Here is a 26,598-nt window from a genome sequence, read left to right on the forward strand (position 1 = left end):
GGGGATCAGAGCCCGCTGGCCTTGAACCACGCCAGCAGCCGGCCCCAGCCATCCGCCGCATCGGCCGCCCGGTAGCTCGGGCGGTAGTCGGCATGAAAGGCGTGGCCGGCATCCGGATACACCACGAACTCCGCCCGCTTGCCGGCCTTGGCGAGATCAGCCTTCATGTCGTCCACGTCCGACACCGGGATGCCCTGGTCCTTGGCGCCGTAAAGGCCCAGCACCGGGGCGCGGATCTTGTCCACCACGTCGATCGGGTGCTGGGGCGTCATCGCGCTGGCCACGCCGGTCAGGCGGCCATACCACGCCACGCCGGCCTTCAGCTTCGGGTTGTGGGCGGCGTACAGCCAGGTGATGCGCCCGCCCCAGCAGAAGCCGGTGATGCCCAGCCGGGCCGGGTCGCCGCCATTGGCCGCAGCCCACGCCGCGGTGGCATCCAGATCGGCCAGCACCTGGGCGTCCGGCACCTTGCTGACCACCTTCGCCAGGATGTCCGCCACGCTGTCGATGCCCGCCGGGTCGCCCTGGCGCTGGAACAGGCTGGGCGCGATGGCCTGATAGCCCTGGCGGGCCAGGCGCCGGCACACATCGCGGATGTATTCGTGAACGCCGAAGATTTCCTGCACCACCAGCACGGTGGGGAAAGGCCCCTTGCCCGCCGGCTGGGCACGGTAAGCCTTGAGGGCGACGCCATCCGGCGCCGGCAGCGCGATCTCGCCCGCCACCAGCCCGTCGGCAGGGGTGACGACCACGCTCTGCCCGAGGGCCGGCTGCACGGCCAGCGCAAAACCCGCCGCCAGCGAACCGCCGACGAAGGTCCGCCGGCTCAGGGGCAGGCCGGGAACGAGACTGTCGAAATCGGAATCCTGAACCGTTGCCATCGAACGCTCCTCACTGTTGGGAAGAGCGCCAGCATACCGCGCCACCGGCGCGGCGCGATCAGTTCCAGGCCGCGTGGGCGGTGGTCACGGCAGCGGGGCGATCGAACCACACGCCGCCGCGGCTCGCCGGGCGCCGCTCGGCCAGCGCGCGCTCGGTGCCACAGGCGTACTGGCGGGTGAATTTCTCGGTCAGGGTGACGTGCTTGCCCAGCACCTGGATGAAGCCCGCATCCGACAGCTCCCGGAAGATCCGCGACAGGGTTTCCGGCGTGAAGCCCATGCGCGCCGCCAGCACGTTCTTTGGGATCGCCAGTTCCAGCTCGATCCGCGCCGCCTTCGCCGCCGCCGCGGCGCCCATCCGGCGCAGGTACTCCACCACTTTGGCCGAGCCGGACTGCAGGCAGTCGGCGGCGATGTCGCGCTCGATGGACAACTGACGCTGGGCCACCGCGGCGAGCATCCGGCGCATCAGGCGCGGCTCGCTGTCCATGGCCCGGAAGATGCCGTCGCGCCCGACCGACACCAGCACCACCGGCGACACGGTCTCCACCGACGACACGTAAGGCGCATCGCCGAACAGCTCGGCCACGCCGAACAGCTGGTTGGGCGACAGGATCTCGATGACCTTCTCGCCGCCCTCCGGCGACGAAACCGCCACCTTCAGGTGCCCGGACATCACGTGGAAGAGCGCCTTCGGACGCTCGCCCGAGGCGTAGATCGCCGCCCCCTTGGGCAGGCTCACCACATGGGCTGCGCGCGCTACCTCGGCGATCACGGTATCGGGCAGATCACGAAACAGGGCAAGCTCGCCCAACACCAGAGACAGATCATCAAGACTCGTGCGCATCACATTTACCTCGCTGCTACAAAGTGGGGTCATGCGGGGAAAAACTGCCTTCGACCCCGGTACATGGCACGCAGTCTAGGAGCCCAAACCGGGCTGAAAGTTGACTTAGATCAGAGTCCAAACCTGCTCAAAAATGAGGCAACTACCTCCAACGAGGTATTTTCCCCACCACCCCAGAATCGGCGCCATACCATTGCTTTATAGCGCTTTTTACTAAAAACGCCGCGACACCACCCGACTCGCACAAAGCCGCTGCCTATCCTTTCGTCTAACCCCATTTTCCTGGCTCGCGTACCCACCGGACGTGACCCCGGAGGCGACTCGGGGCGAGAATGGCGACCTGCCGAACAACCCAGGCCCGCCCCGTGACCGCCCAGCCCGCAAACCAAGGCTTCCCGCCCGCCTCGCCGCCCCCGTCCGGGCGCCGCCGCCCGTCGGTGGTGCTGCGCCTGGGTGCGTGGATCGCCGCCATCGCCAGCCTCGCCGCGGTGTCGATCTTCGCCTCGATCACCGTGGCCGAGCTGTCGTCGGGCGAGGCCCGGGCGATCAACCTCGCCGGCTCTCTGCGCATGCAGTCCTACGCCATCGGCGCCGCCGTCACCCAGGGCGACGCCCGCGGCATCGAGCAGGCCATCGCCGAGTTCGAGACGCGCTTCACCAGCCCCGACCTCACGCGCACCATCCCCCAGGGCGCCGATGGAAGCCTGCGCCGGGCCTACGACGCGGTGGGCAGCGTGTGGCGCGGGCGCTTCCACCCGGCTGTGGAGAAGGCTGCCACCGAAGTGGCCGCCGGCCAGCCCGGCGGCGGACGGCTCTCCGCCGAGACGGCCGAGATCGTCACCGCCATCAACCAGCTGGTGGTGCTGATCGAACAGGGCCTGGAAGACAAGCTGCAGCTCCTGCGGCTGGTGCAGGGCATTTCGCTGGTGTTGCTAGTGATCGTCGGCGTCGTTGCGATGTTGCAATTGAAACAAAAGGTGTTGCTTCCGCTACACGACCTCCTCGCTTCCGCCGACCGGGTGCGGCGCGGCGATTTCGCCGTGCGGGTGCCGATCCGCGAGCCGGACGAGCTCGGCCAGCTCGGCGAGGCCTTCAACTTCATGGTCGAGGATCTGTCCCGCAGCTACGCCCAGCTGGAAAACCGGGTCCAGGAGAAGACCGAGGAGCTCGCCCGCAGCAACCAGTCCCTCGACCTGCTCTACCGGACCACTCGCGCCCTCTCCGAGCGCGCCGTGACCCGGGCGACGCTCCAGCAGGTGCTCGACGACATGGAACAGGTGGTCGGGGTGACGAGCGGCGCGATCTGCCTGAGCCGGGCCGACGCGCCGGAAACCGTCTGCCGCACCGGCGCCGACGGCATCGCCATCGACGCCCTGTGCCGCGCCACCTGCCACGGCTGCGAAAGCGGCGACCGTGCCATCGTGGCCCACCCCAAGCCCGCCGGCGGCCAGACGATTGCCGCCCCGCTCTTCGACGGCAGCCGCAGCCACGGCGCCCTGCTGCTTGCCCTGCCGCCGGGCCAGACCCTCGCCCCCTGGCAGCTGGAGCTCCTCGAGACCGTCGGCCGCCACGTGGGCGCCGCGCTGGCCTCGACCCAGCGCAACGAGGAGCGCCACCGCCTGGCGCTGCTCGACGAACGCTCGGTGATCGCCCGGGAGCTGCACGACTCCCTCGCCCAGTCGCTGTCCTATCTCAAGATCCAGGTCACCCGGCTGCAGACCCTGCTGCGCAAGAGCCCCACGCCCGAGCCGGTCACCGAGATCGTCGGCGAGCTGCGCGACGGGCTCAACGAGGCCTACCGCCAGCTGCGCGAGCTGCTCACCACCTTCCGCCTGCGCATCGACGGCCGCGGCCTCAACGCCGCCATCGACGACACGGTGCAGGAATTCCGCCGCCGCACCGGGCTCGAGATCACCCTCGACAACCGCCTGGGCGGCGTCGAGCTGGCCCCCAACCGCGAGATCCACGTGCTGCAGATCATCCGCGAGGCCCTCACCAACATCGAACGCCACGCCCAGGCCGGCCGGGTGGCGATCGCCCTCGCCCCGAACGGCGCCGAGCGCCTGCGGGTGACGGTGGACGACGACGGCGTGGGCTTCGACGAGGCCGACCGCCCGCTCCATCGCTACGGCATCGTGATCATGCACGACCGCGCCCAGAGTCTCGCCGGCCAGATCAGCGTGCGCCCCCGCGAAGGCGGCGGCACCCGGGTCGAGCTGGATTTCCCGGCCGACGCCCACCTCTCCGATTCTCCGACCTCCGCCCAAGGAAGCGCGCCATGAACGCCCCCGCCACCACCTCCGTCATCATCATCGACGACCACCCGCTGTTCCGCAAAGGCGTCTCCCAGCTCATCGCCCTGTCCGACCAGCTCCACCTCATCGGCGAGGCCAGCAGCGGCGAAGAAGGGCTCGAACTGGCCCGCGCCCTGGCGCCCGACCTCATCCTGCTCGACCTCAACATGCGCGGGATGAGCGGCATCGAGACCCTGCGTGCGCTCCGCGAGGCGGATCTCGCCGCGCGCATCCTGATCCTCACCGTGTCAGATGCAGCCGACGATCTGGTCGCGGCGATCCGCGCCGGCGCCGACGGCTACCTGCTGAAGGACATGGAACCCGAAGAACTGCTGGCGCGCATCGTCGAAGCGCTCTCGGGGCGCATCGTCATCAGCGAGAGCCTCAACGGACTCCTGGCCCGCTCGCTGCGCGACGAGGCCCAGGCCGCCGAACGCAGCCTCGCCCCGCTCACCGACCGGGAGCGCGACATCCTCGGCTGCCTGGCCAGCGGGCTATCGAACAAGCTGATCGCCCGCGACCTCAACATCGCCGAGGGCACGGTGAAGGTGCACATCAAGAATCTGCTGAAGAAGCTGAAGTTCCGCTCGCGCCTCGAGGCCGCCGTGTGGGCCATCGACCAGAACCTCCGCCCGGGCACCGCCGGGCCGCGCTGAACCCGCCGCTCAGGCAGGCAGGTCGTCCCGCACCGGCAGCGCGTCGGCGTAGCGCCGGCTCTCCGGTGCGTCGGGCTGGAAGCGGATCACGATCCGCGTGCCGGTGCGGATGCGGCTGCTGGCGCCCGCCCCGATGACCAGCTTGCCGCCGATCTGATTCACCAGCCCCACCACCAGCCGCCAGCCCAGGCTGCGGCTGGTGGCCGGCGAGAAGCCCGGCTGCAACCCCACCCCGTCGTCCTCCACCCACAGGCGGGCGCCGCCCTCACCATCGGCTTGCAGGCCCACCTGGATGCGCCCCGCGCTGCCGTGGGGAAAGGCGTGCTTGACGGCGTTGGAGACCAGCTCGTTCACGATCAGCGCGCAGGGGATCGCCGTCTCGATGCCGAGCACCACCTGATCCAGCGCCGATTCGATGCGCACCCCCTGCCGCCCGTGCTGGGACGCCAGCCGCTCCACCAGCTGACCCAGGTAGCGCTTGAAGTCGATGCTCGCCAGATCGTGGGAGCGGTACAGCTGCTCGTGCACCTGGGACATGGCCATCACCCGCGCCGCGCTGTCCTCGAACAGCTCACGCACGTCCGCGTCGTCCACGCTGCGCCCCTGCATGGTGAGCAGGCTCGCCACCACCTGGAGGTTGTTCTTCACCCGATGGTAGATCTCCTTCAGCAGCGCCTCCTTCTCGTGGAGCGCCGCGCTGATCCGCTGTTCGGCGATCTTGGCGTCGGTGATGTCGGCATGCGACCCCGCCACCCGCAGCGCCCGGCCGTCCGACTTGCGCTTGACCACCGCGCCACGGGACAGGATCCAGCGCCACTCGCCGCTCTTGGCGCGCATCCGGAACTCGGCCCGGAAGGCCGCATCGGGCGAGGCGATGAACTCCCGGAAGCGCGCCTCGGTGGCCTCCCGGTCGTCCGGGTGAATCTGCCGCATCAGCGCTTCGGGGCCCAGTTCGAGCTCGCCCACCTCGTAGCCGAGCATCGTGAAATAACGCGGGCTCACGTAGATCGCGCCGGTCTTGAGGTTCCAGTCCCAGATGCCGTCGGTGGCCCCCTCGACCGCCAGGCGCAGGTGTTCCTCGCTCTGCTCCAGCACCGACTCGGCCCGGTTGAGGCGCTTGATGTTGGCGATCAACACCACAATCACCACCGTCAGGGCGACCAGCGCCGCCAGCATCGCCCAGAAGACACCGCCGCTGCGCTCGACCACCCCGGGGGGCTTGCCGATCAGTTGGGCGCCCTCGGGCAAGCGGCTTTCGGGCACGCCAAAGCGCTCCATCACGGTGTGATTGAAGAGCAGTACCGGCTCGGCATCGACCACCGGCAGCGACCGGGCCGGGGTGCCGGCGAGGACGCGCCGGGCCATCCCGGCGGCGACCCGCCCCTGGGTGACGCCGTCTTCCACGCTGCCGCCAATGGTGATCCCGTCCCGCACCCGGTGGCTGGTGATGTCGAACACCGGCGCCGGCGACACCTGGGCCATGCGGGTGATCACCTCGGAATAATCCAGCCGGCGCCCCTGGTCATCCACCGCAGTGGCCAGGGGCAGGATGATGTCGTTGGGCGACAGCCGCGCCACGATGGTGAGGATCTCGCTCAGGCCCAGGTCGAAATACTGCTCCACCGGCAGCGGGCTGCCCATCTTGAGCAGCGCCTCGTGGGCGTGGGCGAAGCCGGTCGCCGACCCGCCCAGATTGCCGAACACCACCATCCGGCGGGCGTCCGGCAGCAGCTTGCGGGCCGCGCCCAGGGTGCCGACGATGTCCACGTTCTCCCGCACGCCGGTGATCGGCACATCGGGCCGCACCCGCGCGGGGTCGAAATCCCGCACGTCCGAGAACACCACCGACGCCTTGGGAAACAGCGCATCCCGGTGACGCAGCGCGAAGTCCAGCGCCGGGTCGTCGGTGACGATCACCAGGTCGACACGCCGCTCGCCAACCCGCTGGCGCAGATGCGCGACAGTGCCCGCATCATCGTCGCGGCGGGGCTGACGCAGGGCGTCCAGGTCATGGACAAAGATCTCCGGCGGCGAGTCGCCACTGCGCAGCACCTGCAGGATCCCGCTCACCTGGGCATCGGTCCAGGCAAAGCCCCAGTGATAGGAATTGATGACCAGCACGGTCTTGCGCTCGGCCACCGGCAGGACCGGGGCGTCCGTGCGGGCCGCCACCGGCCCGAAGACCAGCGCCGCCAGCATCGCCAGAAGCGTGAATACGCGCAGCACGATCGCCTCTCCGGCCTACTGGACCGAAACCGCCGACCCCATCCCGGCACGGCGACCCAGCCCGAGCAGGCTCTCGATCACTATCGCCGGCGCCGGCTGCTCGAACAGGAAGCCCTGCAGCAGGTCACAGCCGAGATCGTTGAGGAAGCGCGCCTGGGCACTGTTCTCGACGCCCTCGCCCACCACCGTGAGCCCCAGCGCCCGCGACATGGTGACGATGGCCGAGACGATGGCACCACTCTCCCGGTTGTCCGGCAGGTCGGTCATGAACGAGCGGTCGATCTTGAGGGCGTGGATCGGCAGACGCTTGAGATAGCTGAGGCTGGAATAGCCGGTGCCAAAGTCGTCCACCGCGATGCGCAGCCCGTTGCGGCGAAGCTCGTCGAGGGTCGCGCGGGCCCGCTCGGGCTGCTGCATGATGCTCGACTCGGTGAGCTCCAGCGCCAGGCACGACGGATCGAGGTCGAACTCGGCCAGCGTCCCCATCACCAGCCCGACCAGATCCGGATCGCGGAACTGGCGCGCCGACAGATTTACCGCCACCTTCACGTCCACCGCGCCGGCGTCATGCCAGGCGCGCAGCTGGCTGCACACGGTGCGCAGCACCCAGGCCCCGATGGGCACGATCAGCCCGGAGCGCTCGGCGCTCTGCATGAAGACATCCGGCGCCACCAGGCCGCGCTCCGGATGCTGCCAGCGCAGCAGCGCCTCCAGCGAATGCACGCCGCCATCGGCATCGTGGATGGGCTGGTAGTGCAGCTCGAACTGGGATTCGGCCAGCGCCCGGCGCAGGTCGGCCTCCAGCACCATGCGCTGGTTGATCTGCCGGCCCCACTCGCTCGAATAGAACACAAAGCCGTTCTTGCCCAGCTCCTTGGCCCGATACATGGCGTCGTCGGCGGCCACGATCAGCCGGTCGCCGGTCACCGCATCGTTGGGAAAACGGCTGATGCCGATGCTGCAGGAGGTCTGGATGAGGTGCTCCTCAAAGGTGCAGGGCAGCTCCATCGCGGCGATCAGCTTGGTGCACACCCCCGCCACCGCGCTGTCGTCCTCGACCCCGGGCAGGATCACCACGAACTCGTCGCCCCCCAGGCGGCCGACGATGTCGGTCTCGCGCACGGCCCCCTTCAGGCGCCGGGCCACATCGCGCAGCAGCGCGTCGCCGGCGTTGTGGCCGAGGGAATCATTCACCAGCTTGAAGTTGTCCAGATCGATGAACATCACCGCCAGCTGCTCGCCCCGGCGCCGGCAGAAGGCGATGGACTGCTCCAGCTGGCGATTGATCTGGGTGCGGTTGGAGAGCCCGGTGAGGGCATCGTAATAGGCCACGAAGACCAGCTGCTCCTCGGCCGAGCGGCGGGCGGTGACGTCCTGCAGCTGGACGATGTAGTAGCGCGTCGCGCCCCGGTCGTCGCGCACCGCAGACACCGACAGCAGCGCCCACACCACCCGGCTGTCCGGCGTCACCAGGCGCAGCTCGATCTGGAAGCTCGGCAGGCTGTTGCCCATCAGCCGGGCGAGGTACTCGTCGAGCATCGGGCGGTCGCCCTCGTGGCACAGATGGAGGAAGGACAGGCCGGCGATTACCTCGCCATGCACGCCCAGCATCGCCACCGCCACGTCGTTGGCCTGCAGGAAGCGGCCATCCGCCGCCACCAGCGCCATGCCGATGGCCGCGTATTCGAAGGCCGAGTGGAAGCGCCGCTCGCTCTCGGCCAGGGCCCGCTCCATCTCGCGGCGGCGGGCGATGTCGCGCAGCACCAGCACGCAGCCCATCAGCTCGCCGTCGCCGGCGGTGATCGGTGCGGCGGCGTATTCCACCGGCGTGACCGCACCGCTGCGGGTGGTGAGCAGTGCCGGGCACTGGGCCGGCAGCCCGGACATCATCATGGCGCCGGCCACCGGATCGGGCACCGGCAGGCCGCTCCGCTCGTGGCGCAGATCGAGGATTGCGCCGATCGGCTGGCCGACCGCCTCGGCGTCGCTCAGGCCGATCAGCCCTTCGGCGATGGGGTTGATCATGCGCACCCGCCCGGCGGTATCGGTGGCCACCACGCCCTCGCCGATGGAGCACAGGGTGCGCGAAAACCACTCCTCGCTCTGGCGCAGGCGGCTGTCCATGGCGTGCTTGACGAGGGCCACCTCGATGGAAGCGCGGATGTCGTCGGGCCGGAAGGGCTTCAGCAGATAGCCCTGGGGCGCCGTGGCGCGGGCCCGGCGCAGGGTCTCGTCATCGCTGAAGGCGGTGAGGTAGATCACCGGCACATCACGCCGCTCGCGCAGGCGGGCGGCCGTTTCCACCCCATCCATGCCACCACGGATGACGATGTCCATCATCACCAGATCAGGGCCGGTCGAATCGAACAGTTCGATGGCCTGGTCACTGCTCGCCGCAATGCCGGTGACCACATATCCGTAACTCTCGAGGCGCTGGGCCAGGTCCATGGCGATGATCGCCTCGTCCTCGACGATCAGAACCCGGGTCGGCTTGTCGCTCATGCTCTCTCCCACCCGATTGAAATCGGGCGTCTTCCTTGTTATCAAACCGTTCGGAATATGGCTTAACGGTATCTTGACGTATGTCTTTAGTCATATTTTCGGAAACGTTTTCCGAAACCGCGAACATTTCGGCCAGCCGGCTGTCGACCTTCCTGCCGGAAAAATGTACCGTCCATCCCGGCTCAAACTTTGCGGTGGAGAAACAATTGAACAAGCGAATCATCTGGACCCTGCTCTCGGTGCTGTGCGCCGGCCAGACGGCGGCCCAGGAACTGGCCGCGGCGCCCCGCCTGGCCCCCACCGCCGACCAGGCCCAGACGGCCTACCTGAGCGCGCAGATCCTGAGCCGCTACCACTACAAGACCGTTCCCCTCGACGACGCCATGTCGGAGAAGATCTTCGACCGCTATCTCAAGGCCCTCGATCCGGAACGGCTGTTCTTCACCCAGGCCGACATCGACAGCTTCGCCGACACCCGGACCCGGCTCGACGACGCGATCCTGCGGGGCAATCTTTCTGCGCCCTTCGCCATGTTCCAGCGCTACGAGCTGCGCGTGACCGAGCGCCTCGGCTACGCCCGCGAGCTCCTCGGCCAGGGCTTCGACTTCAGCACCAAGGAAAGCTACCCCTACGCCCGCGACAAGGCCCCGTGGCCCGCCGACGAGGCCGAAGTGCGCGACCTGTGGAAGAAGCGCGTCAAGAACGACTGGCTGCGTCTCAAGCTCGCCGGCAAGGACGACAAGGCCATCCGCGACACCCTCGCCAAGCGCTACGACAACTACGTCACCCGCGCCACCCGCAACAAGAGCGAGGACGTCTTCCAGATCTTCATGAACGCCTACGCCATGTCGATCGAGCCCCACACCAACTACCTGGGCCGCAGCGCCTCGGCGGATTTCGACATTTCCATGCGCCTGTCGCTGGTGGGCATCGGCGCCGTGCTGCAGGAGCGTGACGAGTACATCACCATCCGCGAACTGGTGCCCGGCGGCCCGGCGGCGCGCTCCGGCAAGCTGGCCGTGGGCGACCGCATCGTCGGCGTGGGCCAGGGCGACGATGCCGTGGCCGACGTGGTCGGCTCGCGGGTCGACGAGGTCGTCAAGCTGATCCGCGGCGAGAAGAACACCCGCGTGGTGCTCGACGTGCTGCCCGCCGACGCCGGCCCCGACGCCAAGCACAAGCAGGTCGCCCTCACCCGTGACAAGATCAAGCTCGAAGAGCAGGCTGCCAAGAAGTCGGTCATTAAGACCGGCGAAGGCGCCACCGCCCGCAAGATCGGCGTGATCAACCTGCCCGCCTTCTACGAAGACTTCGAAGGCCGCCGCAAGGGCGACAAGGACTACCGCAGCGCCAGCCGCGACGTGGCCCGCCTGATCGAAGAGCTGAAGAAGGAAAAGGTCGACGGCCTCCTGATCGACCTGCGCAACAACGGCGGCGGCTCGCTGCGCGAGGCGGTCGAGCTCACCGGCCTCTTCATCGACAAGGGCCCGGTGGTCCAGCAGCGTCGCCCGGATGGCCAGATCGGCGTCGAGAAGGACGAACACGCCGGCACCGCCTGGGATGGCCCGCTGGCGGTGCTCATCAACCGCGGCTCCGCGTCGGCCTCCGAGATCTTCGCCGCCGCGCTGCAGGACTACGGCCGCGCGCCCATCATCGGCGAGCCGAGCTTCGGCAAGGGCACCGTCCAGACCATGATCAGCCTGGACCAGATCGCCCGCAACGACCCGCCCAAGTTCGGCGACCTGAAGATGACCGTCGCCCAGTTCTTCCGCATCAACGGCGGCACCACCCAGCTGCGCGGCGTGGTGCCCGACATCCGCTTCCCGTCGGTGTCCGATCCGCAGAGCTTCGGCGAATCCAGCTACGACAACGCCCTGCCGTGGATTCAGGTGAAGGCCGCCGAATTCCGTCCGGTGGATGAAGTCTCGCCGCGCCTGGCCGATCTCCAGCGCCGCCACGATGCCCGCATCGCCAAGGACAAGGATTTCGCCCAGCTGCTGCAGGACGTGGCCGAGTACAAGCGCCTGCGCGAAACCAAGCAGTTGTCCCTCAACGAGACCGAGCGCCGCCAGGAGAAGGAACGCCAGGAGGCGCGCCTCAAGTCCCGCGACAAGGGCAGCAAGGACAAGCTCGCCGCCCTCCAGGACGACGGCCTCCAGTACGGCGAACGCAGCCTGGCCGCCGATCTCGCCGCCGAGAAGGCCCGCAAGGACAGCAAGGACGTGCTCCTCACCGAAGCCGCCCGCATCGTCGCCGACGAGGCCGAACTGTTTGCCACCCGCACCCAGCTCGCCCTGCGCGAGCGGAATGCCGCCGGCGCAGGCAAGGCCACAACGCTGCGCTGAAACGCCGGCGCCAGAAGCACAACACCCCGGGGTGTCACGCCCCCGGGGTGTTTTCGTTTCAAGGCCTGGCGCGTCCGATCAGGTCGTCACCTCGCCCTCCAGCGAGCGGGACAGCCACTTCAACACCGTCTCGAACAGCAGGTCGGAATCGACCGGCTTGGTGACGTGGTCGTTCATGCCGGCCTCCAGGCACGCCTGGCGATCCTCCACAAAGGCGTTGGCTGTCATCGCCAGGATCGGGGTGCCGGTGTTGGCCGAGTCGGCGCGGATCCGCCGGGTCGCCTCCAGGCCGTTCATGCGGGGCATCTGCATGTCCATCAGGATCAGGTCGTAGCCCGTCTTCCGGGCCATCTCCACGGCCACCAGCCCATCGTCGGCCACCTCCACGACAAGGCCGGCGTCTTCCAGCAGGCACAGGGACACCTCCTGGTTCACCGGCTCGTCCTCCACCAACAGCACCCGCGCGCCGGCAAACTCGGCCTGAAGCAGCGACTCGGCCGAAACCGGCTTGCCTGCCGCGTCGCTCCGCACCGCGCTGCCGATGCCCAGCCTGGCGGTGAACCAGAAGGTGCTGCCTTCGCCCGGCACGCTCTCCACGCCGATATCGCCCCCCATCTGCAACGCCAAGCGCCGGCTGATCGCCAGCCCAAGGCCCGTGCCGCCGTACTTGCGGGTGGTCGATGCGCCGGCCTGCTCGAAGGCATTGAACAGGCGCGCAGCCTCTTCCGGCGCAATGCCGATCCCCCGGTCGCGCACCTCGAAGCGCACCAGCACGTCGTCCGCGCCGGATTCGATCTGCGCCACGCTCAGCACGATCTCGCCCGCCGGGGTGAACTTCACCGCGTTGCCGACGAGGTTCAGGAGGATCTGGGTGAGCCGCAGCGGATCGCCCCGCAGCGGCGAAATGCCCAGCGCGGGCGGCAGATCGATGCAGAGCCGCAGCCCCTTCTCGGTGATCCGCTGCCCCATCAGGCTGGCCAGGTTCTCCACCACTTCGCCGATGCGGAAGTCCACCTGCTCCATCGTCAGCCGGTCGGCCTCGATCTTCGACAGGTCGAGGATGTTGTTGATGACACCCAGCAGATGCTGGGCAGCCTTGCCGATCTTGCCCAGCTGGTCGATCAGCCGGGGGTCGGTGGCCCGGCGCAGGGCCAGGCTGTTCATCCCGATGATGGCCGTCATGGGCGTGCGCAGCTCGTGGCTCATGTTTGCGATGAACGAACTCTTGGCCCGGCTCGCCGCTTCGGCCCGACGCCTTTCGCGGTTGAGCAGAACCAGGCCGATCTGGTCGGCCAGCTGGCAGGCGAAGTCGATCTCATCCGGCGCCCACGCGTGGGGCCTGCCGGTCTCGGCCAGGCATAGCAGCCCGAAGGGACGCCGGCCCGAGGCGATCAGGCAGCCGAGCATCGACTGGATCTCGGCCTGCGCGAGCGGACCGTGGACCAGGGCGGCCAGACGCGGGTCATGCTGCGCGTCGTTGCTGGCCCTGTAGCGCGCCGCCTTCAGCGCCGCCAGGTGGTCGCCAAAACCGGTCTCTTCAATCACCCGCCCGGCGCAGTGCTCGCCGCTCGAACGGGTGAACAGGTCGATGCAGCGCAGACGGGACTCCCCGTCCTCGAGCAGCCAGACGCTGACCCGCTCCACCTCGAAGGTACGGGCGAGCCGCGCGGTCACCACCTGCACCATGGTGTCCAGATCGCCCTCGTTGATCGCCGGCAGGCCAGCCAGCTGGAGCATCAGCTCCTGCATTGCGGCGCGACGCCGGGCCAGGCGGGTCTGCTCCGTCATGTCACGGAAGGACAGCACCCCGCCGACACAGCGATCCCCATCGAACATCGGCGTGACCAGGAAATCCACCGGAAAGCCGCTGCCATCCCGACGCCAGAAGAACTCGTCATCCCCCCGGCGCGGCCGGTGGTCGATGAGCGACTGCCCGATCGGACAGGCCTCCTCCGGGTACGGCGTGCCATCAGGACGGGAGTGGTGCGTCAGGTCATGCAGCGACTGGCCCAGGAGCGCCTCGCCCGGATGGCCCAGCATCCGCTCGGCTGCGGGATTGACGAAGGTCATGTGCCCGTCCGAATCGAAACCGATGATGCCCTCGCCCGATGAGGCCAGGATCAGCGCCTGACTGCGGTGGAGCGCCCCCAGCTGCCCGAGGGCCCGGTCCGTTTCGCCCTTGGCGACGCGCAGGCGGGTCAGCGCCTCCACCTGGAAGATATCCAGCAGACGCACCATCGAAGCCGCGATGACGATGGCCGCCGCCGCCCGCGCCAGTTGCACCGGAAAACCGAAGATCTCGAGGAAGCGCTGGTGGTTGATCACCGACGCAGGAAACCAGTCGGCCTCCGGCACCACCAGCCCGCCCAGCACGCCGTAGGCAATCAGGGCGCCGGCCCCCAGCTGCCCGGCCCGGGTCAGGCTGCGCACATCCTCCCGGGGCAAGCCCGGCAGCCGGGACGGCCTGAGCGCCCGCAGCAGCCCGACCCCCGCGAGGGTGGCGCCTGCAAAGCCAAACACGTAACGGGAAAGAATGCCGAGGGTGGGCAGCGAAGCATCCGACACCGCCGCGCCAATGCCGACAAGGGCCAGCAGGGGCACGTACAGCGCCGGCCGACAGACCGCCGCCAGACAGCCGGCAAGCCAACCGCGCCCGCCGGGCCGGTCGTCCTCCTCGACCACGAGCCGGCGGCCGAACTCGAACAGGAACAGGTAGGACACCAGCAGCAACACCGACTGCCCCGCCGCCAGTGACGGCTCGCTGCCGTGCACCGTCCGCCACAGAACCGTCCACTCCAGCACCCCGTGCAGCCCGGCAAAACCGCCGAGCAGCCAGAGGGAGCGGGAAAGCGGAAGTTCGCTGTGATCGTTGTGACGGACAAGAATGGCCAGTCCAAGGGCCAGGAAAGCCGCGCCGTAGACGAGGAACACGAGATCCATCGCGCCGGCAAAGAGGTTGGCAGGAGGCATGAGCGCTTATTGTTATCGGCAGATCGGCCACCCCACGAACGGTAGCTCGACACAGCCATAACGGCACGCCCCCCGTCCCATTTAGGCCGGGCACACAACTTTGACGCCCGCCCGGGGCTACAGCATCACCTGCGTGCCCAGCTCCACCACCTGATTGCCCGGCAGCCGGAAGTGGCTCGCAGCCCCTTCCGACTGGCGCACCATCCACGCGAACAGGTTGCAGCGCCAGCGCGGCAGCTTGCCCGGACCGTCGACGATGCTCGAGCGGGCCACGAAGAAGGTGGTGGTCATGGGCTCGAGATCCAGCCCCTGGGCTGCGGCCAGGGCCAGGGCGGCGGGCACGTCGGGCTCCTCGCGGAAGCCGAAGCGGGCATCCACGTTGTACAGCCCGGGCGCCAGCCGGGTGACGTGCACCCGCTCCCCGTCGGCAACCCGCGGCACGTCCTCGTTCACCACATGCAGGAACACCGTGCGCTCGTGCATCACCTTGTAGTGCTTGAGGTTGTGGAACAGCGCGCTGGGCACGAGGCTCGGCTCGGAGGTGAGATACACCGCGGTGCCGGGCACCCGGGGCACATCCGGCGGCGGCCCCTTCACGAAACCATCCAGCGGCACATCGATCTGCTCCCGCTGGCGCGCCAGCAGCCGGCTGCCTTCCTTCCAGGTGGTGAGCATCAGGAAGATCGCCGCCCCCAGCGCCATGGGCATCCAGCCGCCCTCGCCCAGCTTGGTGAGGTTGGAGCTGAAGAACAGGCTCTCCAGCAGCCCGAACAGCGCCAGCGCCACCAGCAGGCCGATGCGCATCCGCGCCCGGGTCATGACGACGATGTAGGCCGTGAGCAGCGTGGTGATGATCATCGTGCCCGATACCGCGATGCCATAGGCCGCCGCCAGGGCGCCGGACGAACGGAACTGCAGCACCAGCACGATCACCGCCACCAGCATCAGCCAGTTAACACCGGGCACGTAGATCTGGCCGCGCTCGGTATCCGAGGTGTGCAGGATGCGCATCCGCGGCAGGTAACCGAGGCGGGTGGCCTGGAGCGTCATGGAATACGCGCCTGTGATGGTTGCCTGGGAGGCGATCACCGTGGCGAGGGTCGCCAGCCCCACCAGCGGCAGCAGGAACCAGTCCGGCGCCAGCAGGTAGAACGGGTTTTCGATGGCGACCGGCTCGCGCAGCACCAGCGCGCCCTGGCCAAAATAGTTGAGCACCAGCGACGGCCACACCAGCCCGTACCAGGCCAGCCGCACCGGCCGGGCGCCGAAGTGGCCCATGTCGGCATACAGCGCCTCGCCCCCGGTGAGGGCCAGGAACACCGCCGACAGCAGGATGAAGGCGAGCTTCGGGCTCTCGAGCGCAAAGTCGAGGGCGTAACGGGGGTCGAGGGCCCGCAGCACCTCGGGCGTGCGCAGGATGCTCGCCACCCCCAGCACCGCCAGGGTGACGAACCACAGCACCGTCACCGGCCCGAAGTAGCGCCCCACCTGCCCGGTGCCGTGCTTCTGGATCATGAACAGCGCCACCAGAATGCCCACGGTGATGGGCACCACGTAGTGCTCCAGGTGGGGCGTGGCCACGCTGAGGCCCTCCACCGCCGACAGCACCGAGATGGCCGGGGTGATGATGGCGTCCCCGTAGAACAGCGCCGCCGCAAAGATGCCCGCCCCCACCGCCACTGCCGCCCGGCGCGGGCCACGGGCCACCCGGTGGGCCAGCGCGGTGAGGGCCAGCACGCCGCCCTCCCCTTCGTTGTCGAAGCGCAGCACCACCCACACATATTTGAGCGACACCACGATCAGCACCGCCCAGAAGAAGGCCGACAGGGTGGCCAGCACGTGGGCCTCGCTGGGGTCGATGCCGTGGGCGCCGGCAAAGGCCTCCTTGAAGGCGTACAGGGGGCTGGTGCCGATGTCGCCGTACACCACCCCGAGGGCGGCCAGCGCCAGCGGAATCAGCCCGGCGCCCGTCTGAGCGGATGGATGGGAAGACGCAGATGAGGTCACAGGATCACTCCGGGGTAGGGTTCGGGGGTCAGAGCTGGAAGCGATAGCCCACGCCGGTTTCCGTCAGGAAATGGCGCGGCTGGGCGGGGTCGTCTTCGAGCTTGTGGCGCAGATGGCCCACGTAGATGCGCAGGTAATGGCTGTTGTCGCCAGAGGCCGTGCCCCACACCTCGCGCAGCAGCTGGCGATGGGTGACGACCTTGCCGGCGTTGGCGATCAGGTGCCCGAGCAGGCGGTATTCGATGGGCGTGAGCTTGACCGCCTCGCCCCGGCGCAGCACCTGCCGGCGCGAGAAATCCACCGTCACGTCGCCAAAGGCCACCTCGGCGGCCTCGTTCTCCGGCGCACGCCGCCCGCGCCGCAGCAGCGCGCGCACCCGGGCCAGCAGCTCGCCGATGGAAAACGGTTTGGTAAGGTAGTCGTCGGCCCCCGCGTCGAGCACGCCGATCTTGTCGTGCTCGGTGGACCGGGCCGACAGCACCAGCACCGGCGCGGTGGACCACGCCCGGAAATCCGCCACAAAGCCCGCGCCGTCGCCGTCGGGCAGGCCCAGGTCGAGGATCACCAGATCGGGCTTGCAGCGCCCGGCTTCCTGCAGGCCCAGGCGCCGGGTGTCGGCATCGACCACCCGCAGGCCCTCGCCTTCCAGCGCCGTGCGCACAAAGCGGCGGATCTGCAGTTCGTCCTCGATGACCAGGATGGTTGCCTCGCTCATGGACGTTCTCCGGGGTTGGCGAAGGGCTCGGCGTCGATGACCGGTGGGTTGCCCCGGGGCAGCGTGAAGGCCACGCAGGCGCCGCCTTCCGGCGGATTGATCGCGCGGATCGACCCACCGTGGGCCTCGACGATGGCCCGGCAGATGGCCAGCCCGACGCCCATCCCCGCCACCGCCGTCTCGCTGCGGCCGCGCTCGAAGAGGTTGAACACCGCCTCCAGCTTGTCCGGCGGAAAGCCCTCGCCGCCGCTCGTCACCCGCAGCTCCACCGTATCCAGCCCCGCCACTGCGTCGAGCCGGATCGGCGTGCCCGGCGGCGAATACTTGGCCGCGTTTTCAAACAGGTTGCAGAACACCCGCTCCAGCAGCACCGCGTCGAATTCCAGCAGCGGCAGCGCATCGAGGCCCTCGATGTGCACCGGATGCCCGGCCAGCGCCGGCTCCAGCAGCTTGAGGCTGGCGCCGATCACCTCCTCCACCGGCTGCCACTCCCGGCGCAGGCTCACCGGCCCGGTCTGCAGGCGGGCCATGTCGAGCAGGTTGCCGACCATGCCGTTCACCCGCAGCACCTGATCGCGGATCGCCGCCGCCGTCTCCCGCGCCGCGTCGGGCAGGGGCGGACGCATCACCACCAGCGAATCGGCCATCCCGAACAGCGCGGTGAGCGGCGTGCGCACGTCGTGGGACAGGGCCGACAGGATCGAGCTGCGCAGGCGCTCCGACACCGCCTCCACCTGGGCCGAGTGGGCCACCTCCACAAAATGCAGGCGCTCCACCGCCGTGCACGCCAGCGCCGCCACGGCCTCCAGCAGCGGGCGGACGGGCTCGTCGGTCGGGTTCATCCGCACCACCAGGGCGCCCCGGTTGCGCGTCGCGCCGATCATCGGAAGAAAGTGCCGCTCGGGGATCTCGCCTTCGGCAAACACCAGCCCGCGCCCGGCCTCGCAGGCCGTGCGGGCCATCACCAGCTCCGGCGGCTCCAGGTGGGTGGCCGTGCCCGGCGCGGGGATCAGTCGGTCACCATCGCCCGCCAGCAGCAGCACGCACTCGGCGCCCCAGTTGTCGCGCAGAAAACCCGCCACCGCCTCGGCCACCTGCTCCACCGACATGGCGCCGGCCAGCGCCCTGGCCAGCCCGTAAAGGGCCTGGGCGATGCGCTCGCGGCCGGCGGCGGCCGTGGCCTGGGCGCGCAGCCCGGCGGTGAGATGCCCCACCAGCAGCGACACCGCCAGCATCACCGCAAAGGTCACCAGATACTGGGCGTGGCTCACCGCGAGCGAAAAACGCGGCGGCACGAAGAGGAAATCGAACAGCACCACGCTCACCAGCGAGGCCATCACCGCCGGCCCGCCCCCGGCCTTCACCGCCACCAGCACCACGGTGAGCAGGAACAGCATGACGATGTTGGACAGGTCCAGCACCCCGAAAAACGGCAGCGCGAGGCCCGCGGTCAGCCCGCAAGCCAGCAGCGACAGGCCATAACGCCAGCCAGCATGGGCAGCGACGGGTTCGATCGTGGGTGGAACAACAGGCATCGCGGGCATCTTCTGGCCACTCCAGACGGGGGATACAGAAAAATTCTGGCAGCGATATCGTAAAAATTGCGTAAAGCCCGCAAAAAGCTGCCGCGCGATGGCGACCGGCCCCGGCGGGCCCGGGCTACCGGCACCGACACCACGCCGTCGACGGGCCGGATCGTCTCCCTATCGGCAGCCGCCTCCGCCAGTCGTGGCCACGTGCCCCCGCCGCGCGCGCCCCGATCCACGACGCCCCGAATTCACGACATGGGCATTTACCGTTATCATGCGCGACGCAAATGACATTGCCACATCCGTCACCACGCGCCGCCAGTGCCGCATGGCGACACCCGACCGACGCCCAGGCTTGCAGATCCTCCCGACCTCTTTTCCCCAGCTCAGCGCGGCATCACGGCAGATCCCGACGATGCCGCGCCAGCCTGGCGCAAACTTCCTCCAACTTGCAGGAAATTTCCTGGAAGTCGGCGCGGCGTCGCTGCACGTCTCCGCGGCGCCTCGCGAGGTCAGCGCGTCGCCCCTCCATGCCGGCGGGGCGTCACTCCATGCTGCAGGGGCGCCCAGCAAACCTGGCGGGGCGCCCCTGCGCCTTGCCGTGGCGCCCCGCCAGGTTGCAGGAAATTTCCTCCGGGCCAGCGGGACATCCCGCCAAGTTGCAGCAAGTTCGACCCGCCGCTACGCGATGCCGCTTCGGCTTGACGCGTCAGCACGGCAGGCCCGCCCGATGCCCCCGCCCGACCCGGTGATGCCCGCCCCACGGCGGTCGTGGAGGCTGCTGGCCGCAGGCTGCTTCCCCTGCAGCCTTCACCCACCCTCTGAACAAGGCCGCACAACGCCCGGGGCTGCATCGCGGCCCTCACTCAAATCCGTCACATCATCAGGAGCCAAACCATGAGCCGAAACTATTATCTGCCCAAGGACGAAAGCGGCAGGGCCGAGCTGCTCGAGCACCTCGCGCGGCATCTTGCCGCCCATCTCGGCACCCTCGATCTCACCGATGCCGACATGGCCGAGCTTCAGGCCGACGCCGCCGCCTACCGTTACACCCTGGCTACCGCCGCTGCCGCCCAGGCCCACGCCCGGCAATGGACGGCGTTCAAGACCGAACAATACGAAGGCAAGGGCGGCGCGCTCCCCTTCCCCGCCAGCCCTGCAGCGCCCGAACCCGTGACCGCGGTGCCCGCAGGCATCATCCCGCGCCTCATCCGCCTCGTCGCACGCATCAAGGCCGCGCGCAACTATAGCGAGGACATCGGGCGGGAACTGGGCATCGTCGGCACGACCCTGAGCACGGACGCCGACCGCGCCAAACCCATCCTCCAGATCGGCAAACAGGCCGGCCGCCCCGTCATCCGCTGGGCCAAGGGCCAGGCCGACAACCTCGAGATCCACGTGGACCGGGGCGACAGCCGGGGCTTCGCGCTCCTCACCATCGCCCAGACCACCCGCGTGCCCGACCCCGTGCCCCTTCCCGCCACACCGACCACCTGGAAATACAAGGCCATCTACCGGGTCAAGGACGAGCAGATCGGCAACTGGAGCGACATGGTGAGCATTGCGGTGGGCGGGTAAGCCGCCGCCAGCTAGCCCGTATCGCTTCGGCATCCGAACCCCGCTCCGCTAGAATTGCGCAATCGGCATGACCAATCGGGAAAATGAATGTCATCCATCGCATCCACGCGTTACTGGTTCGACACTGAGTTCGACGAACGCGGGCCGGACATCCAGCTCATCAGCATCGGCATCGTCGCCGAAGACGGGCGCACCTACCACGCGGCCAGCGCCGATTACGACGACAGCGGCGCCAACGACTGGCTGCGTGCCCACGTGCTGCCGCCCCTCGCAACGCTTGAGCGCAAATCCCGCGCCAGAATCCGTCAGGAGGTACTGACCTTCCTCGATCCAGCCCCCTCCGAGATCTGGGCTTACTTCGGCGAGTACGACTGGATCGTGCTGCGACAACTGATCGGCCACATGCTCGACTGGCCCGCCGGCTGGCCTCTCTCCCACATGAACCTCGAACAACTCCGCCTGCACCTGGGCGGTCCGGCCCTGCCGCCCCATTGCGGCACCGTTCACAACGCCCTCGACGACGCCCTCTGGTGCCGCGAGGCATGGCAGCACCTGACGCGCCGCGGCACCGCATGCTCCTGATCGGCGTCCGGCTTGCGCTCGCCCCAGAAGGCCCCAGGTCGGCGCTGCATCTTGCCGATTTTCTGGGCGGCGTCGTGCATGGGGGGGTAGAGCATCTCATCCGATGCCACGCCCCCACCATCGCCGCCGACCTTGGCATGGGCATCCCCAACCGCATCAAGCCCTACGCAATCCTGCCGCCCCCTTTCGGCTGGCGCCCCCAGCCGGACACCACCACGCCGCACCTGCCCTTCGGGCTCGCCCTCCATGGCGATGCCGTCCGCCACGCCGAAGCGCTGGCCCACGCCCTCGCCGGCTGGCGCGAGGTTCGCTGTGCCGGCCTTGTGGATCGAGTGCGGGGCATTGAACTCAGCGTCGGCCAGCCCGCCGGAGCGCAAGCCGGATGGTCGCCGGGGCAGCCCTTCCCGACCCTCTCCGACAACCCGGCGCTCGCCCGCTTTCCGGCGCAAGGTCTGCTCTCCATCCGTTTCCTCACCCCGCTCCGCCTCACCGATGCCAGCCGCCCGCCGGGCCTGCTCAAGCTCGTGCGGGCGCTGCGCCGCCGGGTTGAACAGACCAGCCCGGCCCTTTTTGCCCAACTGGCCGGCACCGACTGGGTTTGCCACGAAGAGGCAATCCGCCGCCTCGAAGCCGACAGCCCCGACTGGCACCCGGTCGAGTGGCGCTACGGGTCGCGTACCAAAGACGCGCCAATCGGCTTTCGCGGTCATCTGGGCACCCTCCGCTACCGCGCCCCCACCGCCCATCCCATCCCCGGCCCAATCCACACCCTGCTCCGGTGGGGCACCTGGTTTGGCATCGGCGAGCGCACCGCCCTCGGCCAGGGCATGTACCTCCTCCAGGAAGGCACCCCATGAGCAACGCCCCCACCCTGACGCTCGAAACCCACCTCATCCTGCCCTTCCAGCTCGAATGGCAGGGTCGCAAACCCGCCGCCACGGGCAACCGGGCCGACGAACTCCAGCGGCTCGGCTGGGAGCCCGTCACCCACCGCGACTTCGCCCCCATCGCCGCCGCCCCCGGCTCGACCGGCCACTACGACGCCCAGCTCGCCCGCATCCGCTACCAGGCCTACAACTACTTCCACCCCTTCGTCCGCGCCTTCTGGTTCAACGACACCATCGTCAAGCGCTTCCGCCATCCGCAGCTTCACGCCCTCGAAGCAGTGCTTGGCACCGGGGAGCACGTCACGTTTCGCGCCGACTGCGACCTCATCCTGTTCCAGCCCGACATTGCAGTGCTGGTGCTGCATCTCAAAAGCGACGCCCCGCTCCCGCTGCCTACCGTCGAGTACTGCCTCGACCAGCTGCGGCGCATCTACCCGCCCTACATCGCCGGCAACGACCACCAGCGCTGCGGCGGCCACTACCCACGCAGCCTTCGTCTGCTCGCCCCCCACCGCCACCCCATTGGCGAGTACGACGAAGCCACGCACCTGGACGACCTGCGGCAACAGGCAGAAACCCTCATGGGTGGCCCAGCCGACGATCGCCCCCGCCACCTCTGGGCACCCCACTGGCGGGCCCTCCTGCAAGGCATCGCCACCCAGCCGGGCGACACCTGCGCCCTGCAGGCCCTCCAGCTCGGCGACGACCGCGCCGCGGTGGCCAGCCTGCTGTCCGTCCACCGGCCCGCCGGTGAACACCTCGCAGACCTCATCGACCCTGGCCACATGGTCCGCCTGTGCTTTGCCGACCCCGCCGGCCGCGACCGGCTGCCCTACAGCCAGACCTTTCTCGCCGACTTCGAAGCCCGCCACTGCTACGACCGCTTCTGGTACCGCAGCGGCGAATCCGGCGACGCGCCCTCCCGCATCCTCAACGCCGGCTATGCCTTCGCCTGGCTGGGCGACGCTGGCGACCAAGGCTTCTTCGCCAACGAAGACGACGGCGCCCCGGTCATCTACCGGCACATCTACGTGCCGATGACCATCATGGCCCACTTCCAGAAGGCCGCCTTGCTGGTCACCGCCCGCAAGCTCGCCGACCTCACCCCCTACCGGGCAGACGGCAGCCTCGCCCCGCCCGACCCCAGCGCGTTCGACACCATCAAACGCCACTTCATGGCCTTCACCCAGACCTACTGGTTCGACGAAATCACCCCCCAGGAGCAGGGCATCGAGCTGTACGACCTATACCGGCGCCACCTGCGCCTGCAAGCCCACTACGACGCCAACCGGCAGGCGATCCAGGACATCGTGGAATACATCGACACCCGGCAGAGCGAAAAACTCAACAGCATCGCTCAGGGCTTCGCCGCCGTCGGTATTGCGTTGGCCATCCTCAGCCTTGCCATCGGCCTGCTGGGCATCAACACCTTCAAGCTCGAAGACAACCACGTCACCCCGATCCATCTCCCCCACTGGGTGCTCGACTTCATCAACGAGGGGCTGGTCGCCAACGTCCACGGGCTAACCGCTTTCGCACTGATCTGCGCACTCTTCGGAGGCGGCCTCCTCTTCAAACGCTGCATGCAAGAACAATCATGACCGCCCTCCTCCGTCTCGAAGCCGTCAACCTCGCCCACACCATCGACGACACCGAAGACCTCGCCACCCGGCGCGGCGGCGGCTACATGCTGCTGCGTGCGGTGCACATGGTCGCCGAACGGTTTAATGGCGACCTCGCCCCCATCAGCACCGGCGCCTCCATCGGCCTGTTCGCCATCCTCGACGGTCACGACGCCCAGGCGCTGCGCGACAAGGTCGCCCACTACCTGAGCGAGGTTTCCCCCTTCCGCCACGCCACCTTCGTTGTCGCCATCGCCGACGACGCCGACTTCCCGCGCGGCGTCGAACGCTGCGTGGCCGGCAACCGCTGGCAGCAGATGCAAAGCCTCGGCTTCGCCACCCGCTGGGGCACCGCCACCGCCATCTGCGCCACCGACGAGATCCGCCCCGCCGCCTCGCTCCGTCGCCACGCCGGCCAAGCCGCCAGCCTCAGTGTGGTGGCCCGGGCCAGAGGCCGCGACGGGGGGCGCAACCTCCGCCAGTCCTTCTACGCCACCGAGCTGAAGCTCGCGCCGGACACCGCCGCCCGCTACCGCTTCACCGACGACTTCGAAACTCTCGCCGCCTTCCCCCCCGACGACTCCGACTACGCCGGGCTCTCGCCCAACCTCGACGCCAAGATCGCCGTGTTCTACGCCGACGGCAACAGCTTCGGCGCCATCCAGCGCGCCTGCGCCACGCCGCAAGCCCTCGACGCCTGGGATACCGAGATCAAACAACGCCGGCGCCAGCTCCTGCAGGGGCTGCTCGACTGGCTCGACGCCACCCCTCAGGCCCGCACCGCCGACGGCGCCCTGCGCCTCGAAACCCTGCTGTGGGGCGGCGACGAACTGCTCTTCGTGCTCCCCGCCTGGCTGGGCCTCGAATTCGCCCGCCGCTTCTTCGCCCTCAGCGCCGACTGGGCCCACGGCGGGCACGCCCTCACCCACGCCGCCGGCCTCGTCTTCGCCCACCGCGGCGCCCCCATCCGCCACCTCCAGCACCTCGCCAAAGGCCTCGCCCAGCGCGCCAAGGACGACGGCGACAAGCACCGCAACACCCTCGCCTGGGTCGTGCTCGAATCCTTCGACACCACCGGCGACGAACTCGACACCCACTGGCAGCTGAGCGGCATCCCCGGCGACGGCTGGCGCACCCTGCGCCTCGACGAACCCCGCCTCGACATCCTCGCCAGGATCGAAGCCATCAAACCCCTGCTCCCCCGCTCCGCCCTCATCCGCAGCCTGCGCAGCCTCGCGGCAGGCAGCGGCAGCGCCGACCTCGAACTGCTGAAAAACGCCTACGCCTCCACCCACGAAGCCCTCGACGACGCCGGGCGCGCCACCCTCGCCAGGTTCTGGCAAGCCTTCGAAGCCAACTGGCAGGCCCAGCCCAGCGAGCCCCCCACCGCCGACGCCGCCCCGCTCACCGCCCTGCTCACCCTGTGGGACTACCTCCTGCCCCCCGCCCCCATGCCCGACACCGCCGAGGCGCAGCATGCCTGACCGCACCCTCTACACCTTCCGCCTCGAAATCTGCCTGCGCAGCCCCTGGCTGGTGCACGGCAACGCCCCCGCGCAATTCGGCCTCTCCGCCACCCAGATGCGCGACCATCGCGGCAACCTCATCCTGCCGGGCAACCTCCTCGTCGGTCGCCTGCGCGACGCCTGGCACGCCATGACCGCCTTCGGCCTCGCCACCGAAAACCCTGACCACTGGTTCGGCCAGGCCGGGCCCGAACCCGACCGCCGCGCCCGCCTCTGGATCGCCGACCTCCCCCTCACCACGCCGCCCGCCAGCCCTCCCCACGCCCGGCCCCGCGTCGCGCTGGGCGAAACCAGCGGCGCCGCCGAAGACGCCCAGCTGCTGCTGGTCGAACAAAACCACCAAGCAGGTCAAGAGCTCGTCTTCACCGGCCAATGGCGTGCCGTGGTCACCGCCGACGAAGCCACCCGCCTGCAACGCGCCCTGCAAGCCGGCCTGCTGTGGCACAGCCAGCTTGGCGCCCAACGCACCGTCGGCTTCGGCGTCGTGCTGCGTGCCACCGCCACCTGCGCCCGGTCAGACCCGCCCGTCTCCCCGTGCCAGGTGCCCCACGGCCACCGGGCCCGCCTCGTGCTCCACATCTCCGAGCCCCTGTGCGTCGCCACCCGCAGCCTGCGCGGCAACGTCTTCGCGTCCGGCGACACCCTCAGCGGCGGCACCCTCAAAGGCGCCCTGGCCACCCAACTGCGCGCCCGCTTCGGCAAGCCGGTGGACGCCCTCGCACCCCACAACGCCCTCGCCCGCCACTTCGACGCCCTGCGCATCAGCCACGCCCACCCGGCCCAGGGCGAAGCTCGCCCCGCCGCCCTGCCCCAATCCCTCGTCGCCCACGGCGACGAGCTCTTCGACGTCGCCGCCCTCGCCACGCCCCACCTCATCGACGGCCAGGCGCCCGCCTTTCACCACGACTGGAAACGCCCCGCCGCCGACGCCGCCCGCGCCCGCCAAGGCTGGGGCGCCACCGCCAGCCACCTGCGGGTCCGCACCGCCATCTACGGCCCCCATCAAGAACTGGACGACGCCCCCTTCGACCCCACCCTCGCCGGCCAAGCATGGGATGTAGTGGTCTAATTTCCTCGGACACCTCGATAGGTGGATCATCCACCCGTAGAGGAGAACTTAATGAAACAGAAACGCCGGGCGTTCGATGCGAGCTTCAAGCTGCAAGTCGTCCAGATGATCAGGGACCAAGGCCTGAGCGTCGGCCAAGTATGCCGCGACATGGGTCTGGGAGAGACCGCGGTGCGGCGCTGGCTGGCGCAACTCGATGCGGAGCAAAGCGGACAGGCAGGTATCGGCAAGCCGCTGACGGCTGAACAGCAACGCATTCGCCAACTCGAGGCGGAGAATCGGCAGCTTCGCCAGGACAATGACCTGTTGAAAAAAGCGTCGGCCTTCTTTGCCCGCGAACTGAAATGACCTACCGGTGCATC

17 protein-coding genes and 1 pseudogene are annotated in these 26,598 nt (G+C 69.0%); 10 read left to right on the forward strand and 8 right to left on the reverse strand.

Annotated features, from left to right (window positions below):
- Positions 1 to 5 precede the first annotated feature (5 nt).
- Both Q0672_RS03505 and Q0672_RS03510 read right to left on the reverse strand, forming a co-directional pair.
- Positions 6 to 881: a dienelactone hydrolase family protein gene (locus Q0672_RS03505; protein WP_298619736.1), complete on the reverse strand. Its 876-nt coding sequence runs from the start codon at positions 879 to 881 to the stop codon at positions 6 to 8.
- A 58-nt stretch (positions 882 to 939) separates the two neighbouring features.
- Positions 940 to 1,728 (reverse strand): Crp/Fnr family transcriptional regulator, encoded by a 789-nt coding sequence (locus Q0672_RS03510; protein WP_298619738.1) that lies wholly within the window; start codon positions 1,726 to 1,728, stop codon positions 940 to 942.
- A 365-nt stretch (positions 1,729 to 2,093) separates the two neighbouring features.
- Between Q0672_RS03510 and Q0672_RS03515 the strand changes: the two genes are divergently transcribed.
- Positions 2,094 to 4,010 carry a histidine kinase gene (locus Q0672_RS03515; protein ID WP_298619740.1) on the forward strand — a complete coding sequence of 639 codons (1,917 nt, stop codon included), beginning with the start codon at positions 2,094 to 2,096 and terminating at the stop codon, positions 4,008 to 4,010.
- Complete coding sequence (gene narL, locus Q0672_RS03520; RefSeq protein WP_298619742.1) at positions 4,007 to 4,678, forward strand: two-component system response regulator NarL; 672 nt, start codon at positions 4,007 to 4,009, stop codon at positions 4,676 to 4,678. The genes Q0672_RS03515 and narL overlap by 4 nt, the downstream gene beginning before the upstream one ends.
- A 9-nt stretch (positions 4,679 to 4,687) precedes the next feature.
- Here the strand turns inward: narL and Q0672_RS03525 are convergent, their stop codons facing one another.
- On the reverse strand, positions 4,688 to 6,904 hold the full coding sequence (locus tag Q0672_RS03525) for a histidine kinase dimerization/phosphoacceptor domain -containing protein (protein ID WP_298619744.1): 2,217 nt from the start codon (positions 6,902 to 6,904) through the stop codon (positions 4,688 to 4,690).
- A 15-nt stretch (positions 6,905 to 6,919) separates the two neighbouring features.
- Complete coding sequence (locus Q0672_RS03530) at positions 6,920 to 9,406, reverse strand: EAL domain-containing protein (RefSeq protein WP_298619747.1); 2,487 nt, start codon at positions 9,404 to 9,406, stop codon at positions 6,920 to 6,922.
- A 206-nt stretch (positions 9,407 to 9,612) separates the two neighbouring features.
- Here Q0672_RS03530 and Q0672_RS03535 point away from each other — a divergent pair, with 206 nt between their 5' ends.
- Positions 9,613 to 11,751 (forward strand): carboxy terminal-processing peptidase, encoded by a 2,139-nt coding sequence (locus Q0672_RS03535; RefSeq protein ID WP_298619749.1) that lies wholly within the window; start codon positions 9,613 to 9,615, stop codon positions 11,749 to 11,751.
- 78 nt (positions 11,752 to 11,829) lie between these two features.
- On the opposite strand, the gene Q0672_RS03540 is transcribed toward Q0672_RS03535, so the two are convergent.
- The 4 genes from Q0672_RS03540 to Q0672_RS03555 form a co-directional block, all read right to left on the reverse strand.
- Positions 11,830 to 14,721, reverse strand: coding sequence for an ATP-binding protein (locus tag Q0672_RS03540; RefSeq protein WP_298619752.1), 2,892 nt, complete (start codon positions 14,719 to 14,721; stop codon positions 11,830 to 11,832).
- 117 nt (positions 14,722 to 14,838) lie between these two features.
- Positions 14,839 to 16,728: a potassium transporter Kup gene (locus Q0672_RS03545; RefSeq protein WP_298619754.1), complete on the reverse strand. Its 1,890-nt coding sequence runs from the start codon at positions 16,726 to 16,728 to the stop codon at positions 14,839 to 14,841.
- A gap of 28 nt (positions 16,729 to 16,756) precedes the next feature.
- Entirely contained in the window at positions 16,757 to 17,443 is a 687-nt protein-coding gene (gene kdpE / locus Q0672_RS03550) for a two-component system response regulator KdpE (protein ID WP_298619756.1), read from the reverse strand.
- Positions 17,440 to 18,987, reverse strand: a complete 1,548-nt coding sequence (locus Q0672_RS03555) for a DUF4118 domain-containing protein (RefSeq protein WP_298619758.1) — start codon at positions 18,985 to 18,987, stop codon at positions 17,440 to 17,442. Before Q0672_RS03555 ends, kdpE begins: the two co-directional genes overlap by 4 nt.
- Before the next feature lie 882 nt (positions 18,988 to 19,869).
- On the opposite strand from Q0672_RS03555, the gene Q0672_RS03560 reads away from it, so the two are divergent.
- From Q0672_RS03560 to Q0672_RS03590, 7 genes and pseudogenes are all read left to right on the forward strand, one after another.
- A complete protein-coding gene (locus tag Q0672_RS03560) occupies positions 19,870 to 20,550 on the forward strand; it encodes a hypothetical protein (protein WP_298619761.1) in 681 nt (226 codons plus the stop codon).
- A gap of 87 nt (positions 20,551 to 20,637) precedes the next feature.
- Positions 20,638 to 21,132: a 3'-5' exoribonuclease gene (locus Q0672_RS03565; protein ID WP_298619763.1), complete on the forward strand. Its 495-nt coding sequence runs from the start codon at positions 20,638 to 20,640 to the stop codon at positions 21,130 to 21,132.
- Positions 21,093 to 21,989, forward strand: coding sequence for a CRISPR system precrRNA processing endoribonuclease RAMP protein Cas6 (gene cas6, locus Q0672_RS03570; RefSeq protein ID WP_298619765.1), 897 nt, complete (start codon positions 21,093 to 21,095; stop codon positions 21,987 to 21,989). The genes Q0672_RS03565 and cas6 overlap by 40 nt, the downstream gene beginning before the upstream one ends.
- Positions 21,986 to 23,620: a hypothetical protein gene (locus Q0672_RS03575; RefSeq protein ID WP_298619767.1), complete on the forward strand. Its 1,635-nt coding sequence runs from the start codon at positions 21,986 to 21,988 to the stop codon at positions 23,618 to 23,620. Before cas6 ends, Q0672_RS03575 begins: the two co-directional genes overlap by 4 nt.
- On the forward strand, positions 23,617 to 25,125 hold the full coding sequence (locus Q0672_RS03580; protein ID WP_298619770.1) for a hypothetical protein: 1,509 nt from the start codon (positions 23,617 to 23,619) through the stop codon (positions 25,123 to 25,125). Before Q0672_RS03575 ends, Q0672_RS03580 begins: the two co-directional genes overlap by 4 nt.
- Positions 25,118 to 26,236, forward strand: a complete 1,119-nt coding sequence (locus Q0672_RS03585) for an RAMP superfamily CRISPR-associated protein (RefSeq protein ID WP_298619771.1) — start codon at positions 25,118 to 25,120, stop codon at positions 26,234 to 26,236. Before Q0672_RS03580 ends, Q0672_RS03585 begins: the two co-directional genes overlap by 8 nt.
- A 51-nt stretch (positions 26,237 to 26,287) precedes the next feature.
- A pseudogene (locus Q0672_RS03590) lies at positions 26,288 to 26,554 on the forward strand (transposase); the annotation flags it as partial.
- Between the last annotated feature and the right edge of the window lie 44 nt (positions 26,555 to 26,598).

It is taken from the genome of uncultured Zoogloea sp. (assembly GCF_937894855.1).
Classification (GTDB): Bacteria; Pseudomonadota; Gammaproteobacteria; order Burkholderiales; family Rhodocyclaceae; genus Zoogloea; species Zoogloea oryzae.